The 14381-nt window shown below is 64.9% G+C and carries 14 protein-coding genes; 12 read left to right on the forward strand and 2 right to left on the reverse strand.

The genetic code is table 11. From position 1 onward, the window contains the following. Positions 1–173: 173 nt before the first annotated feature. The 11 genes from dusB to HNP49_RS12110 all read left to right on the forward strand — a co-directional run bounded on the left by dusB (position 174) and on the right by HNP49_RS12110 (position 11470). Positions 174–1172, forward strand: a complete 999-nt coding sequence (gene dusB, locus HNP49_RS12060; RefSeq protein ID WP_184683561.1) for a tRNA dihydrouridine synthase DusB — start codon at positions 174–176, stop codon at positions 1170–1172. After that, on the forward strand, positions 1169–1489 hold the full coding sequence (gene fis / locus HNP49_RS12065) for a DNA-binding transcriptional regulator Fis (RefSeq protein ID WP_095940185.1): 321 nt from the start codon (positions 1169–1171) through the stop codon (positions 1487–1489). Before dusB ends, fis begins: the two co-directional genes overlap by 4 nt. 78 nt (positions 1490–1567) lie before the next feature. Then, a complete protein-coding gene (purH, locus tag HNP49_RS12070) occupies positions 1568–3175 on the forward strand; it encodes a bifunctional phosphoribosylaminoimidazolecarboxamide formyltransferase/IMP cyclohydrolase (RefSeq protein ID WP_184683563.1) in 1608 nt (535 codons plus the stop codon). Positions 3176–3394: 219 nt separating this feature from the next. Then, on the forward strand, positions 3395–4684 hold the full coding sequence (gene purD, locus HNP49_RS12075) for a phosphoribosylamine--glycine ligase (protein WP_184683565.1): 1290 nt from the start codon (positions 3395–3397) through the stop codon (positions 4682–4684). 114 nt (positions 4685–4798) lie between these two features. Continuing rightward, positions 4799–7588 carry a hybrid sensor histidine kinase/response regulator gene (locus HNP49_RS12080; RefSeq protein ID WP_184683566.1) on the forward strand — a complete coding sequence of 930 codons (2790 nt, stop codon included), beginning with the start codon at positions 4799–4801 and terminating at the stop codon, positions 7586–7588. A 43-nt stretch (positions 7589–7631) separates the two neighbouring features. Then, on the forward strand, positions 7632–8228 hold the full coding sequence (locus HNP49_RS12085; RefSeq protein WP_184683568.1) for a MarC family protein: 597 nt from the start codon (positions 7632–7634) through the stop codon (positions 8226–8228). Positions 8229–8321: 93 nt separating this feature from the next. Next, the gene (locus HNP49_RS12090) at positions 8322–8729 is read left to right on the forward strand and encodes a DUF2946 family protein (RefSeq protein ID WP_184683570.1); all 408 of its coding nucleotides are present in this window, start codon (positions 8322–8324) and stop codon (positions 8727–8729) included. A gap of 114 nt (positions 8730–8843) precedes the next feature. Then, entirely contained in the window at positions 8844–9395 is a 552-nt protein-coding gene (locus tag HNP49_RS12095) for a putative natural product biosynthesis protein (protein ID WP_184683572.1), read from the forward strand. Between the two features lie 90 nt (positions 9396–9485). Further along, positions 9486–10751: an Hsp70 family protein gene (locus HNP49_RS12100; RefSeq protein WP_184683573.1), complete on the forward strand. Its 1266-nt coding sequence runs from the start codon at positions 9486–9488 to the stop codon at positions 10749–10751. Between the two features lie 67 nt (positions 10752–10818). Further along, positions 10819–11028: a hypothetical protein gene (locus HNP49_RS12105; protein WP_260407157.1), complete on the forward strand. Its 210-nt coding sequence runs from the start codon at positions 10819–10821 to the stop codon at positions 11026–11028. Between the two features lie 106 nt (positions 11029–11134). Beyond that, positions 11135–11470: a hypothetical protein gene (locus HNP49_RS12110; RefSeq protein ID WP_184683575.1), complete on the forward strand. Its 336-nt coding sequence runs from the start codon at positions 11135–11137 to the stop codon at positions 11468–11470. Positions 11471–11537: 67 nt separating this feature from the next. On the opposite strand, the gene HNP49_RS12115 is transcribed toward HNP49_RS12110, so the two are convergent. Together HNP49_RS12115 and HNP49_RS12120 are read right to left on the reverse strand one after the other, a co-directional pair. Then, positions 11538–12485, reverse strand: coding sequence for an alpha/beta fold hydrolase (locus HNP49_RS12115; protein WP_184683577.1), 948 nt, complete (start codon positions 12483–12485; stop codon positions 11538–11540). Between the two features lie 18 nt (positions 12486–12503). Further along, entirely contained in the window at positions 12504–13502 is a 999-nt protein-coding gene (locus HNP49_RS12120) for a GlxA family transcriptional regulator (RefSeq protein WP_184683578.1), read from the reverse strand. 108 nt (positions 13503–13610) lie between these two features. On the opposite strand from HNP49_RS12120, the gene HNP49_RS12125 reads away from it, so the two are divergent. After that, the gene (locus HNP49_RS12125; protein ID WP_184683580.1) at positions 13611–14375 is read left to right on the forward strand and encodes a glutathione S-transferase family protein; all 765 of its coding nucleotides are present in this window, start codon (positions 13611–13613) and stop codon (positions 14373–14375) included. Positions 14376–14381 lie beyond the last annotated feature (6 nt).

The following is a 14381-nucleotide window of genomic DNA, read 5'->3' on the forward strand; positions in this document are numbered from 1 at the left end:
CAGCCGGCAATCGGCGCCGCCTGGCGCCGGTTTTAATGCTACTGGCGATAAGCCAGTGATTGTTCAGAATTTGTTCAAAACGGCCTTCACCCCTTCATCCGGAGCGGGTATCATGCCCACCCTTTTTCGCAGTCCCGACTGAAGCAGAACAGGCCCAAGAGGCAGGGAAGAACATGTCGGCGGTACGCATCGGTCCTTACACGCTGCCCAATCAGCTGATCCTCGCGCCCATGGCCGGGGTCACCGATCGGCCCTTTCGCCAGCTATGCCGGCGCCTGGGTGCAGGCTTGGTGGTGGCCGAGATGCTGACCAGCGATGTGCGCCTGTGGAACAGCCGCAAGTCGAGCCTGCGCATGATCCACGAAGGTGACCCGGAACCCCGCTCGGTGCAGATTGCCGGCGGCGATCCGCAGATGCTGGCCGAAGCGGCCCGCGCCAATGTCCAGCTCGGCGCGCAGATCATCGACATCAACATGGGTTGCCCGGCGAAGAAGGTGTGCAACAAGGCGGCCGGTTCAGCGCTGATGAAGGACGAGGCACTGGTGGCGGAGATTCTCCACAGCGTGGTGAGCGCGGTGGATGTCCCGGTGACCCTGAAGATTCGCACCGGCTGGGACCGACAGAACAAGAATGGCGTGACGGTGGCCAGGATCGCCGAGGATGCAGGAATCCAGGCGCTGGCCGTACACGGCCGGACCCGCGCCGACCTGTACACCGGCGAGGCCGAGTACGACACCATTGCCGCGATCAAGCAGGCAGTGTCGATTCCGGTCTTCGCCAATGGCGATATCGATTCACCCCGCAAGGCCCGTGACGTGCTCGCGCACACCGGCGCCGACGCTCTGCTGATCGGCCGCGCCGCTCAGGGGCGTCCCTGGATCTTCCGCGAAATCGTGCATTTCCTGGAAACCGGCGAACCACTGCCGGCCCCGCAACTGGGGGAAGTGGAGCAGATTCTGCTGGAACACCTGTCGGCACTGCATGCCTTCTATGGCGAGCACATGGGCATTCGTATTGCCCGCAAGCATGTCGGCTGGTACCTCGCCAGTTTGCCTGGCGCGCGGGATTTCCGCGGCCAGTTCAATCGACTGGAGAGCATGGACGAGCAATGCGCCAACGTGAGGCAGTTTTTTGCCGAACGGCATAACAACGGAGAAGAGGTGGCGGCATGACGTTGTTGAACGAGACTTTTTCGAGTGGGACCACAGTTGTGAATGATGAGCTCAACCTGAAGCAGCACCTCAACGCGCCGAGCGCTGAAGGTCAGACGCTGCGCGGCAGCGTGGAAAAAGCGCTGCGCAACTACTTCGCCCATCTGGAAGGTGCGTCGGTCACCGACGTGTACAACCTGGTGCTCTCCGAAGTAGAAGCTCCGCTGCTGGAAAGCGTGATGAATTACGTCAAGGGCAACCAGACCAAGGCCTCGGAAATGCTCGGCCTGAATCGCGGCACCCTGCGCAAGAAGCTCAAGCAGTACGACCTGCTCTGACCCAATCCTGCATAAAGGGCGATCTCGACCGAGGTCGCCCTTTATGTTTTTGATCTTTACCGCCTGATGGACAGTGACATGACCGACCAGACCACCCGCCTCCCCGTTCGCCGCGCCCTGATCAGCGTCTCCGACAAGACCGGCATCCTCGAGTTCGCCCGCGAACTCGTCGCCCTGGGCGTCGAGATCCTCTCCACCGGCGGCACCTACAAGCTGCTCAAGGACAACGGCGTGGCCGCCGTGGAAGTGGCCGACTACACCGGCTTCCCGGAGATGATGGACGGTCGCGTAAAGACCCTGCACCCGAAGATCCACGGCGGCATCCTTGGCCGTCGCGCCCTCGACGGCGCGGTGATGGAAGAGCACGGCATCAAGCCGATCGACCTGGTCGCGGTCAACCTCTACCCGTTCGCCGCCACCGTGGCCAAGCCTGGCTGTGACCTGGCCGACGCCATCGAGAACATCGACATCGGCGGCCCGACCATGGTCCGCTCCGCCGCGAAGAACCACAAAGATGTGGCCATCGTGGTCAACGCTAGCGACTATGCCGGTATCGTGGAAAGCCTGAAAGCCGGCGGCCTGAGCTACGCCCAGCGCTTTGACCTGGCGCTGAAGGCCTTCGAGCACACTGCCGCCTACGACGGCATGATCGCCAACTACCTGGGCACCATCGACCAGAGTCGCGACACCCTGTCCACCGAAGACCGCGGCGCCTTCCCGCGCACCTTCAACAGCCAGTTCATCAAGGCTCAGGAAATGCGCTACGGCGAGAACCCGCATCAGAGCGCGGCGTTCTACGTCGAGGCCCAGCGCGGGGAAGCCAGCGTGTCCACCGCCGTGCAGCTGCAGGGCAAGGAACTGTCGTTCAACAACGTGGCCGACACCGATGCCGCACTGGAGTGCGTGAAGAGCTTCGTCAAGCCGGCCTGCGTCATCGTCAAGCACGCCAACCCGTGCGGCGTGGCCGTGGCCACCGATGAAGAAGGCGGCATCCGCAAGGCCTACGACCTGGCCTACGCCACCGATACCGAATCCGCCTTCGGCGGCATCATCGCTTTCAACCGCGAGCTGGACGGTGAAACCGCCAAGGCCATCGTCGAGCGTCAGTTCGTCGAAGTCATCATCGCGCCGAAAGTCTCCCAGGCCGCCCGCGACGTGGTCGCCGCCAAAGCCAACGTGCGCCTGCTGGAATGCGGCGAGTGGCCGGCCGAACGTGCCGCCGGCTGGGACTTCAAGCGCGTCAACGGTGGCCTGCTGGTGCAAAGCCGTGATATCGGCATGATCACCGCCGCCGACCTGAAGGTAGTGACCAAGCGCGCACCGACCGAACAGGAAATCCACGATCTGGTGTTCGCCTGGAAAGTGGCCAAGTTCGTCAAATCCAACGCCATCGTCTATGCCAAGGGCCGTCAGACCATCGGTGTCGGCGCCGGTCAGATGTCGCGGGTCAACTCTGCGCGCATCGCCGCCATCAAGGCCGAACACGCTGGCCTGAAGGTTGCTGGCGCGGTGATGGCCTCGGACGCCTTCTTCCCCTTCCGCGACGGCATCGACAATGCCGCCAAGGTCGGCATCACCGCGGTGATCCAGCCGGGTGGTTCGATGCGCGACCAGGAAGTGATCGATGCGGCTGATGAAGCCGGGATCGCCATGGTGTTCACGGGAATGCGTCACTTCCGCCACTAATGTGCGGGGGCCACGCTGAAGCAGGCGTCTGCGTTGTTGCGGACGACTTCGCTAATGCTCATTGCCAGTCGGCAACTGCGCTTATCGAAGCCCTCCGTGCCTAGCATCCACCAGCTCCATCGCGGCCCGATAGATCGCTAGAAGCAAGATTTTCGTAGGGTGGACAGTCGAAGCTGTCCACCGCAGGGGCCACTGGCCCGCCTCCATGAGGAGAGAGACATGAACGTACTGATCATCGGCAGCGGCGGCCGCGAGCACGCCCTGGCCTGGAAAGTGGCGCAGGACAAGCGCGTCGAGAAAGTCTTCGTCGCCCCGGGCAACGCCGGCACCGCCACCGAAGCCAAGTGCGAGAACGTGGCCATTGACGTGCTGGCCATCGAGCAGCTGGCCGACTTCGCCGAGAAGAACGTCCAGCTGACCATCGTCGGCCCTGAGGCGCCGCTGGTGAAGGGCGTGGTCGACCTGTTCCGTTCGCGCGGCCTGGACATCTTCGGCCCCACCGCCGCTGCCGCCCAGCTGGAAGGCTCCAAGGCCTTCACCAAGGACTTCCTGGCCCGGCACAAGATCCCCACCGCCGACTATCAGAACTTCACCGAAGTCGAGCCGGCCCTGGCCTACCTGCGTGAGAAAGGCGCCCCGATCGTGGTCAAGGCCGACGGCCTGGCCGCCGGCAAGGGCGTGATCGTCGCCATGACTCTGGAAGAGGCCGAAGAGGCCGTGCGTGACATGCTGTCGGGCAATGCCTTCGGCGATGCCGGCGCCCGCGTGGTGATCGAAGAGTTCCTCGACGGCGAAGAAGCCAGCTTCATCGTCATGGTCGACGGCGAGAACGTGCTGCCGATGGCCACCAGCCAGGACCACAAGCGTGTTGGCGACGCCGACACCGGCCCGAACACCGGCGGCATGGGCGCCTACTCGCCCGCTCCGGTGGTCACTGCCGACGTGCACCAGCGCGTGATGGACGAAGTGATCTACCCGACCGTGCGAGGCATGGCGGCCGAAGGCAACGTCTACACCGGTTTCCTCTATGCCGGTCTGATGATCGACAAGGCCGGCAAGCCCAAGGTCATCGAGTTCAACTGCCGCTTCGGCGACCCGGAAACCCAGCCGATCATGGTTCGTCTGGAAAGCTCCCTGGTCCTGCTGGTCGAGGCCGCCCTGGCCAAGGCGCTGGACAAGGTCGAAGCGACCTGGGACCCGCGTCCGACCGTGGGTGTGGTGCTGGCCGCTGGTGGCTACCCGGCCGACTATGCCAAGGGGGACATCATCGAAGGTCTGGACGCCGCCGCCAAACTCGACGGCAAAGTGTTCCATGCCGGTACCGCGCTGAAGGACGGCCAGATCGTGACTGCCGGCGGCCGCGTACTCTGCGCCACCGCCATCGGCCGCACCGTATCCGAAGCCCAGCAACAGGCCTACCGCCTGGCCGAGCAAATCCGCTGGAACGGTTGCTTCTACCGCAAGGACATCGGCTACCGCGCCATCGCCCGCGAGCGTGGCGAAGGCTGAACGTAAGCTAGAAGTAAAGGTTATGACAAAGGCGGCCAATGGCCGCCTTTGTCATATGCTGGCGGACTGACAGCTGTCTATAATCCGACCACTTACTACGAAGGGATCTCGCCCGTGCTCCGGCTCTGGATTGCCAAAGGACTCGCTATCAGCCTGCTGCTGAGCCTGCTCGGCCTGAGTAGTGTCGGTCATGCCGATGAGCCTCGCTGGCAAGTGCTGCTGGACGCCGAAGCCAGCCTGCAACTCGACGAGGTCCGCAGCCCGGCGCTGCAGGAGCGATTCATCGCCCAGGATGCAGACCAGTTTTACCTACCTGGCGGCCAGAAGGTCCTGTGGCTGCACTACCAGCTACCCGCCGACAGCCAGCAGCGGTTGATCCGGGTGCTCGCTCCCTATCTCTCCTACCTCGATCTGTACGTGATGCAGGGCGAGCGCCTGCTACGACATACCCGCACCGGCAACCAGCTGCCCTTCAGTAGCCGCCCACTGCCCAGCCACGACCTGCTGCTGCCGCTGCCCGAGGCCGATACGCCACTCGACCTGTATCTGCGCCTGTCCGCCAGCCAGTCACTGCGCCCGATCATCAGCCTGGAAAGCCCCCAGGCCCTGGCCAGCGACAACAGTCGCAACCTGCTGCAAGGTGCCATCCTTGGCTGTCTGCTGTTGCTGGTGCTGTACAATCTGGTGCGCTTTGCCTATTACCGCAGCAGCAACACCCTGTGGCTAGCCGGCCTGCACCTGGCGGTCGGCAGTGCCCTGGTCAGCGTTCTGGGCCTGCTCGCTCCCTGGCTCGGCCAGCAGCAATTCCTCCAAGGCCAGATGCTGACCCTGTCCATGCTCGTCGGGGTATTCTGCGCCCTCGGCTTTACCGCCGGCTTCTTCAACCGCGTGTGCAACAGCCCCCTGGCCCTGCGCCTGTTGCGCGGGGAAATGCTGCTGATAGCCCTGCTCGCCCTGCTGCCGCTGTTCAATCTGGAAATCTACCTCAACCAGTTGAGCTACCTGCTGGTGCTGCTGGCGGGCCTCAGCGTGCTGCTGATTTCCGCCTACCACTGGCACCACGGCTATCGTCCGGCGCGCATGTTCTTCGTCGGCACCCTGCTATTTACCCTGGTGTTTCTACTCTGCCTGCCAGTGCTGTTTGGCGTTCCCCTGCTGGCCCCGCAGGACATGCTTCTGCTGTTGTTCGGCACCTGTGTTGTCAGCGGTTTCCTGCTCAGCATGGCGCTCACCGAGCGCCAGACGCGCATCCTCTTCGAGCAGTTCAGCACCAGCCGCAAGGTAGCGGCCACCTCGGCCGAACTGAAAGCCAAGGCCGAGTTCCTGGCCAAGATCAGCCATGAAATCCGCACGCCCATGAACGGCGTGCTGGGCATGACCGAATTGCTGCTGGGCACCCCGCTGTCGGCCAAGCAACGTGACTATGTGCAGACCATCCACAGCGCCGGCAACGAGCTGCTCACCCTGATCAACGAGATCCTCGACATCTCGCACCTGGAGTCCGGGCAGATCGAACTGGACGAAGTGCAGTTCGATCTCAGCGCGCTGATCGAAGACTGCCTGGATATCTTCCGAGCCAAGGCCGAACAGCAGCGTGTGGAGCTGATCAGCTTCATCCAGCCACAGGTGCCGCGGGTCATCAGCGGCGACCCGACGCGCCTGCGCCAGGCCCTGCTCAGCCTGCTGGAGAATGCCTTCAAGCAGACCGCTGAAGGCGAGATTCTGCTGGTCGCTGCGCTCGACAACAGTGGCGAACAGCCACGCCTGCGCATCGCCGTACAGGACAGCGGCGATGCCCTCGACAGCAGCGAGCGCAACGTGCTGATGCACGCCGAACTGCACAGCAGTGACTTCCTTGCGGCCACCCGTCTCGGCGGTCGCCTCGGCCTGATCATCGCCCGCCAGCTGATCCGCCTGATGGGTGGCGAGTTCGGCATTCAGTCCGGCGGCGAACAGGGCAATACCCTCTGGCTCAACCTGCCGCTGTCCAGAGAAACCCTGGAGCACCCGACCAGCGACCTCGACGGCCCGCTACAGGGCGCGCGTATTCTGGTCGTCGACGACAACGAAACCTGCCGCAAGGTACTCACCCAGCAATGCAGCGCCTGGGGCCTGCAGGTCAGTGCGGTGCCCTCCGGCAAGGAAGCCCTGGCCCTGCTGCGCACCAAGGCGCACCTGCGCGAATACTTCGATCTGGTCCTGCTCGATCAGGACATGCCGGGCATGACCGGCATGCAACTGGCCGCCAAGATCAAGGAAGACCCGACGCTCAATCACGACATCCTGCTGATCATGCTCACCGGCATCAGCAATGCCCCGAGCAAGATCATCGCGCGCAATGCCGGCATCCGCCGCATCCTGGCCAAGCCGGTGGCCGGCTACACGCTCAAGGCCACCCTGGCCGACGAACTCAGCCACCGCGGCAGCGACCAGCCGCAACCGCAGGCCGTGACCCAGGCCATCGAGCCGCTGCAGGTGCCCCGTGACTTCCGCATTCTGGTGGCCGAGGACAACAGCATCTCGACCAAGGTGATCCGCGGCATGCTGAGCAAGCTCGACCTGCAACCGGATACGGCCAGCAACGGTGAAGAAGCCCTGCGCGCGATGCAGAAGACGCCCTACGACCTGGTGCTGATGGACTGCGAGATGCCCGTTCTCGATGGCTTCTCGGCCACCGAACAGCTGCGCCAGTGGGAAAGCGAGGAGGGTCGCCCGCGCACCCCCATCGTCGCCCTGACAGCGCACATCCTCAGCGAGCACAAGGAGCGGGCCCGTGCGGTCGGCATGGACGGTCACATGGCCAAGCCGGTGGAACTGTCGCAACTGCGCGAACTGATCCAGCACTGGGTGATCGAACGCGAACGCCGCCGCCAGCAGAACAGCCCGCCACTGCCAGCCAACTGAGCCGCCGCGCTACACTGCCCTGACGTCTGAGCCGAGTGCCGCCATGTTTGCCGAGCTGTCCAGTCTGTATCTGAAAATGCTGGTGCTCTACAGCCCGTTCTTCGTGCTGTCGTGCTTCATCAGCCTGACCCGCGGCTACACGGTCAAGGAGCGCAAGCGCCTGGCCTGGAAGGTCGCCCTCGGCACGCTGATCGCCAGCGTCTCGCTGTACCTGTTTGGCGAACATATCTTCGTCCTGTTCGGCATCACCGTGGATGCCTTCCGCATCGGCGCAGGCTCGGTGCTGTTTATCTCCGCCCTCGGCATGGCCCAGGGCAAACCGGCGGTGCAGCAGGACAACCTGCAGCAGGACGTGACCATCGTGCCGCTGACCATTCCCATCACCGTCGGCCCCGGCACCATCGGTGCCATGCTGGTGATGGGCGCCAGCCACCCCGGCTGGGACGACCGTCTGCTGGCGGTGATCGGCATCGCCGCGGCCAGCGTCACCGTCGGCGTGGTGCTCTATCTGTCCGACGGCTTCGAGCGCCTGCTCGGCGACCAGGGCCTGCAGATCGTCAGCCGACTGATGGGGCTCTTCGTCTGCGCACTGGCCGCGCAGATCATCTTCACCGGGGTGAAGAACTACCTGCTGACCTGATGCTGCGGCGATCCGTCGCAGCCGATATTTTTACAAGTCGCCCGCCATGCGGCTAAATCTGTAAGCCTAAATATCCAGACTGCTGCCGCCACCGTGAACACCCGCCACTCCTCACTCAACCGCCCCTGGGTTGCCTGGATCGCCTGCCTGGCGGTACTGCTCAACCTGCTCGGCGCGCCGCTGAGTCAGGCAAACATGGGCAACGGCGAAGCCAGCTGGCTGATGGCCGGCTTCTGCTCCAGCAGCGATAGCGATCCAAGCGCCCTGGCCGACCTAGCGGCACAACTGGATCTGCTCGTCACCCCTGATAGCGGCGAACACAGCGACCATGGCCATACCTGCTGCTGCGCCGGCGCCAGCTTTGGCGCAGCCATCAGCAGCAGCGCCGGCCAGTACGGGCAGCCGCCTGCCCAGGCTCCACCGCTGCCGGCATTCACCCAGCAAGCCCAGACTCCGCGTTACCTGCTCAGCGCCACACCCCGCGCCTCGCCGCTCAGCTGACCTCCGCCGGCCCTGCCGGACCAGGCCTATTGGCCTCTCCTGTCCATCGCCAAGGCGATGGCGTTGTCATTGTTTTGCCGGCCGCCATAGGGCCCGGCAACCGGAGTCAGCACCATGTCCAACCTCACCTCAGGCGGCATTCGCCTGCCCAAACGCGTACTGCCCAACCTGGCCATTCTCGAACAGGCCCTGAAAGACAACCTGCCCGTCGGTCCCAGCCTGCGCCCGTACTGGCACCAGCTGTTCGACATCTGCCCGAGCCTGTTAAAGCTGGATGCCCCGGAAGGCCGCAGCCTGCTGTACAGCTACCTGTACTGGGCGGCGCGTCGCCCGGCCCTGCCGAACTGGCAGTTCTACCTGGACGTCAGCCGCTGGCTGCTGCTCTCGCCCTATCGGCACCGGGTCAGCGACGAGCAGTTGGATATTCTTCTGGATGCTTCGGCCCTGCGCTGGAGCGACCTCGATCAGGGGCCGGCCCAGGCCATCCTGCTCTATCGCCGCGGCGGCGAGCAGCTGAGCCTGGCGCGCAAGCGCGGCAGCCGTGGCCGCCAGCTGGAAAGCCTGGACCCGAGCCAGGTCGAGCTGCCCACCGCCGACTTCGCCTGGGCCCTGCTGGAGGACGGCGAACTGCCCATTCAACCCAACTGGCAGGCACTGCCCGTGTAAACCTCAACGAGCGCCCGCCAGACGGCGGGCGCTACGCTTTCACCAGTAACTACCCTAGAATGCGCGGCCGTTTTTCCCGGACCCCGTCCCATGCAGCTCAACGCCCCCGCCCGTGCCCTGGGTATCGACTTCGGCACCTCCAACTCCACCGTCGGCTGGTTGCGCCCGGAGCAGGACAGCCTGCTGCCACTGGAAGACGGCAAGATCACCCTGCCCTCGGTGGTGTTCTTCAACCTGGAGGAACGCCGCCCGGTCTACGGGCGTCAGGCCCTCGGCGAATACCTGGAAGGCTACGAAGGGCGGCTGATGCGCTCGCTCAAGAGCCTGCTGGGCTCCAAGCTGTTGAAAAGCGAAACCACCGTGCTCGGCAGCGCCCTGCCTTTTCGCGACCTGCTCGGTTTCTTTATCGGCGAGCTGAAAAAGCGCGCCGAAAGCCAGGCTGGTCGCGAGTTCGAACAGGTGGTGCTGGGGCGCCCGGTGTTCTTCGTCGACGATGACGTGAGTGCCGATCAGGAAGCCGAGGACACCCTTCGCGCGGTGGCGCACAAGCTCGGTTTCAAGGACGTATCGTTCCAGTTCGAGCCGATCGCCGCAGCGTTCGACTACGAATCGAGCCTCACCCGCGAAGAGCTGGTGCTGATCGTCGACATCGGCGGTGGCACCTCGGACTTCTCCTTGGTCCGCCTGGCGCCGGAGCGGCGCCAGCTCAGCCAGCGCCAGGACGACATCCTGGCCACCGGCGGCGTGCATATCGGCGGAACCGACTTCGACAAACAGCTGTCGCTGGCCGGCATCATGCCGCTGTTTGGCTACGGCAGCCGGATGAAAAGCGACGCGCTGATGCCGACCAGCCATCACCTCAACCTGGCCACCTGGCACACCATCAACGCCGTATATGCCGCAGCCGCGCAACGCTCGCTGCAGAGCATGCGCTACGACTGCGTCGAGCCGCTGGGCATCGACCGTCTGCTCAAGCTGATCGAACAGCGCGGCGGACACTGGCTGGCCATGCAGGTGGAAGACAGCAAGATCGCCCTGAGCGAGGAAGATTGCCGGCACATCGATCTGTCGCGGATCGAACCCGGACTGCAGGCCGAGCTCAGCCGCCGCCTGTTCGAGGATGCCATCGAACCGCTGCTGCAGCGCATCCACCAGAGCATTGGTGACCTGCTGAACAGCGCCGGTGTACGCGCCGATCAGGTCGATACGCTGTTCTTCACCGGCGGTTCCAGCGGCGTGCCGGCCCTGCGCCACAGTGTCGCCGCCCTGCTGCCCAATGCCCGCGCCGTCGAAGGCAATGCCTTCGGCAGCATCGGCAGCGGTCTGGCCATCGAAGCCTGGCGCCGCTACGGCTGAGCCGGCAGACAGACCACGTACGCTCGGCTAGGCTGTGGACCTCCCATCACCTTCCGAGCGTATCGCCATGCCACTGCGCCCCCTGATCCTGCCAATCACCCTGCTCCTCGCCCTCAGTGGCTGTGATGCCGGGGGAACCGCCACCACCGCCAGCCTGCAGGCTGAGCAGGCCAAACAAGCGCAACAGCAGATGGAACAGCTCAAGCAGCAGGTCGAGGCGGCCAATGCCAAGAACACGGCCCGACTGCAGGAACAGCTGCCGGCCAGCGAGCAATAAAGCATCAAATAATCAGATGTTTTTATCCAGGTATTTGCGCTTTTATAAACCATTAAACTGATCAGAATAGGCAGCGTACTCACCCAGCCCCCACAAGGAGCCCACGATGAAAAACGTTGCCCTCGCCAGCCTGATCCTGGCCAGCTTCTCCCTCAACGCCCTGGCCGTACCGGCCGAACACAACCAGCCGCTGCTCGGGGAAAAGGTGCAACCGGCACACGCCCAGCCGGTGATGCCGATTGCCGCCGATGGTGCTGATCGGGTGTCCGCCAAGCGCATCGCGGCGGATGGCGCCGACCGTGTAGGTCGCCAGCGCATTGCCGCTGACGGAGCAGACCGCGTCGGTGGCCAACGCATCGCCGCCGATGGGGCCGAGCGTGTTGGCAAGCCGCGAGTGGCCGAAGGCGGTGCCGATCGCCTGCTGGTGCGCCGGCTGGCCTGACTCGACCACTCAATACGCCGTAGCCTCACCCGCTGGACGGATGCTCCTGCCAGCGGGTGAGGCCGTTCTATTCGGCGAGAAAACCCTGCACCACCGGCAGGGTCAGCGCCGGATCTTCCTCCTGCGGCACATGCCCCAGCTGTTCGAAGATGACCAGGCGGCTGCCCGCGATATCGGCCTTGAAGCGCTCGGCATTGGCCGGCGCAATCAGGCCATCGCGCCCACCCCAGAGAATCAGCGTCGGCTGCCGCACCTGACGGATCAGCTCCTGACTGGCCCCCGCCGGCGCCTGCTGGAAACGCGCTACCAAGGCCTGACGATTACCGGCCCGGAGGGTCAGCTGGTAATAGCGCTCGACCAGCTCGTCGGTGACCCGTGTCGGATCGCCGTAGACGTTCCGCACACTGCTTTCGATCATCCGGCGCGGCAGCAACCTGGCCATCAACGGCGCCAGTGCGGGCACCTGAGCCAGACGAAAGCCGATCGGCACCGAGCTAGACTGCCGTGGATAGCCGGCGGCATCCACCAGAATCAGCCGGCTGACGCGCGCAGGCCTGGCCACGGCAAGCTCCCAGGCCAGTTGCCCGCCGAAACTGTTGCCGGCCACCACCACCGGCGGCACTTGCAAGCGGTCGAGCAGCGCATCAAGAAACGCCGTGTAGTGGGCGATGCGGTAATCACCATCGGGGAACGGCCCGGTCAGACCGAAACCCGGCAGGTCGACGCTGATCACCCGTCGCGTGCGCTTGAGGTCGGTCACCCAACCTTCCCAGGTATGCAGGCTGGCCGAGGTGCCATGCAGCAACAGCAGCGGCTCGGCATCATCGCGCGGGCCCTCGTCGCGCAGGTGCACCTGCATGCCCATCAGCTCGATGAACTGTGACGGCGCCGGCGCCCAGCGCGCCTTGAGTTCCTCGACCGGTCGATCCGGCGCCCAGTTCAGCCCGATGAACCCCGCCACGCTGAGGCCCAGCACCAGCAACACTCCCAGCAGTACCCGTATGACCCGCCGCATTCTGTTCTCCTTGTTGTTTTATGCCGTGCTGTCGCGATCAGTACCGGGCTGATGCCGCCAGCCCTGGCGCTGCCGGTAAGCCGCCGGGGTCAGGCCGGTCAGGCGCTTGAACAGGCGTCCGAAGGCCACCCGGTCCTGATAGCCCACCTGCTCGGCGATTGCCTCCACCGGCAGGCGACTGTTTTCCAGCAGATCCTTGCTGCGCTCGATGCGCAGCGCCTGCTGGTACTGCATCGGGGTCATTCCGCAGGCCGCGAGAAAACGCCGCTGCAGGGTGCGCACACTGACATGAATCTGCGCCGCCAGCGCCTCCAGACTCAGTGTCTCGGCAAAGTGCTCGGCCAGATAAGCCTGAGTCGCCTGAATCTCGCCATCGGCATGCCGCCGCCAGCCCGGTGACGGCATGTAGGCCGATTGCGGCCCGTGGCGCAGGTCGGTGACCAGCAGGCGCGCCAGGCCTTCGGCAATCTCCCGACCGCACAGACGCTCGACCGCCTGCAGGCAGGCATCCACCCCCGCCAGCGAACCGCCGGAGCAGATCAGGTTGCCCGACTGCGTCAGGTTGCACGCCGCCTGCACCTGCACCCTCGGGTAGCGGGCCTGCAGGCCGTCGGCCAGCATCCAGTGAGTCGTGGCTGGTCGCTGATCCAGCCGGCCACTGGCGGCCAGCAGATACACCCCGCTGCACAGGCTGGCCACCAGCACCCGCTCCGGCAGCTCGCGCAGCGCCTGAATGAGCCGCGGACTCCCCGCCACAGCAGCCGGCCCGGCCATCCACAGTGAGGGAATCACCACCAGGTCCATCTGTGCCAGGCATTCGGGGCCACCGTCCACGCTGAGCAGGCCATCCTCATGCGCCACCGCCTGGCCGGTTTCGCTGACGCGCAGCAGCTCGAAATACGGCGCGCCGGGCAGATGATTGGCCATGCGAAAGACATCCAGCACCAGCCCGAGACTGGCCAGGCTGTGCTGCGGACAGAGCAGGACGGCGACGCGATGGGGCACAGGCTTGGGCATGGGCTTGCTTGTCCAGATCAGCTGCAAAGATGGCATTCCGGGCGATTCTAGCCACGCACACAGACGTCGACAATGTGCCACCGCCCCCATTGCTCACTGGAAACGGCCATGACCAGCGCCCCGCTCACCCTCTACACCTTCGCCATGTCTCACTACAGCGAGAAGATCCGCTGGACCCTGGATGCCTGCCAGCTGCCTTATCAGGAGCGCTGCCTGACCCCGGTGTTCCACATGCCCACCGCCCTGCGCCTGGGCCGGCGCGGCCAGACCACCCTGCCGATAGTGCAGCAGGGTAGCGTTGCCGTGCAGGACAGCCCGCGCATCGTCGACTGGCTGGAGACCCGCCAGGGCACGCTGAGCATTCTGCCGGAGGCGCAGCGCGAGGACATTCGCCAGATCGAGCAGCGCTTCGACAGCATCGGCAAGGATGTCGCCCGCCTGCTGTATGCCGGCAGCTTCGGCGTGGCCGACGCGCATATCCGCCAGTTGTGGACGGCCCACGCCAACCCGCTGCAGGCCTTGTTCATCCGCCTAGCCTACCCGCTGATCTGCCTGGGCTTTCGTCAGAAGCTGAACATCAACGCGGCCAGTGCCACCCGCGCCGGCGAGCGCATCGGTGCGCAACTGGACTGGCTGGAGGCGCAGCTGGCCGATGGCCGCCGCTATCTGGTCGGCGACCAATTGAGCCTGGCCGATATCACCGCCGCGTCCTTGCTGGCACCAATCGCCTGCCCGGCCGAACACCCGGTGTATGGCGACGCGGCCTACCAGGCCGGCATGGCCGCCACCCTCGCACCCTGGCAGGCACGTCCGGGCATGGCCTGGGTGCGCGAGCTGTACCGCCAGCAGCGGTACACAGGGCTGACTGATTAAGCCGCG

This window comes from Pseudomonas fluvialis (assembly GCF_014207935.1).
Lineage (GTDB): Bacteria > Pseudomonadota > Gammaproteobacteria > Pseudomonadales > Pseudomonadaceae > Aquipseudomonas > Aquipseudomonas fluvialis_A.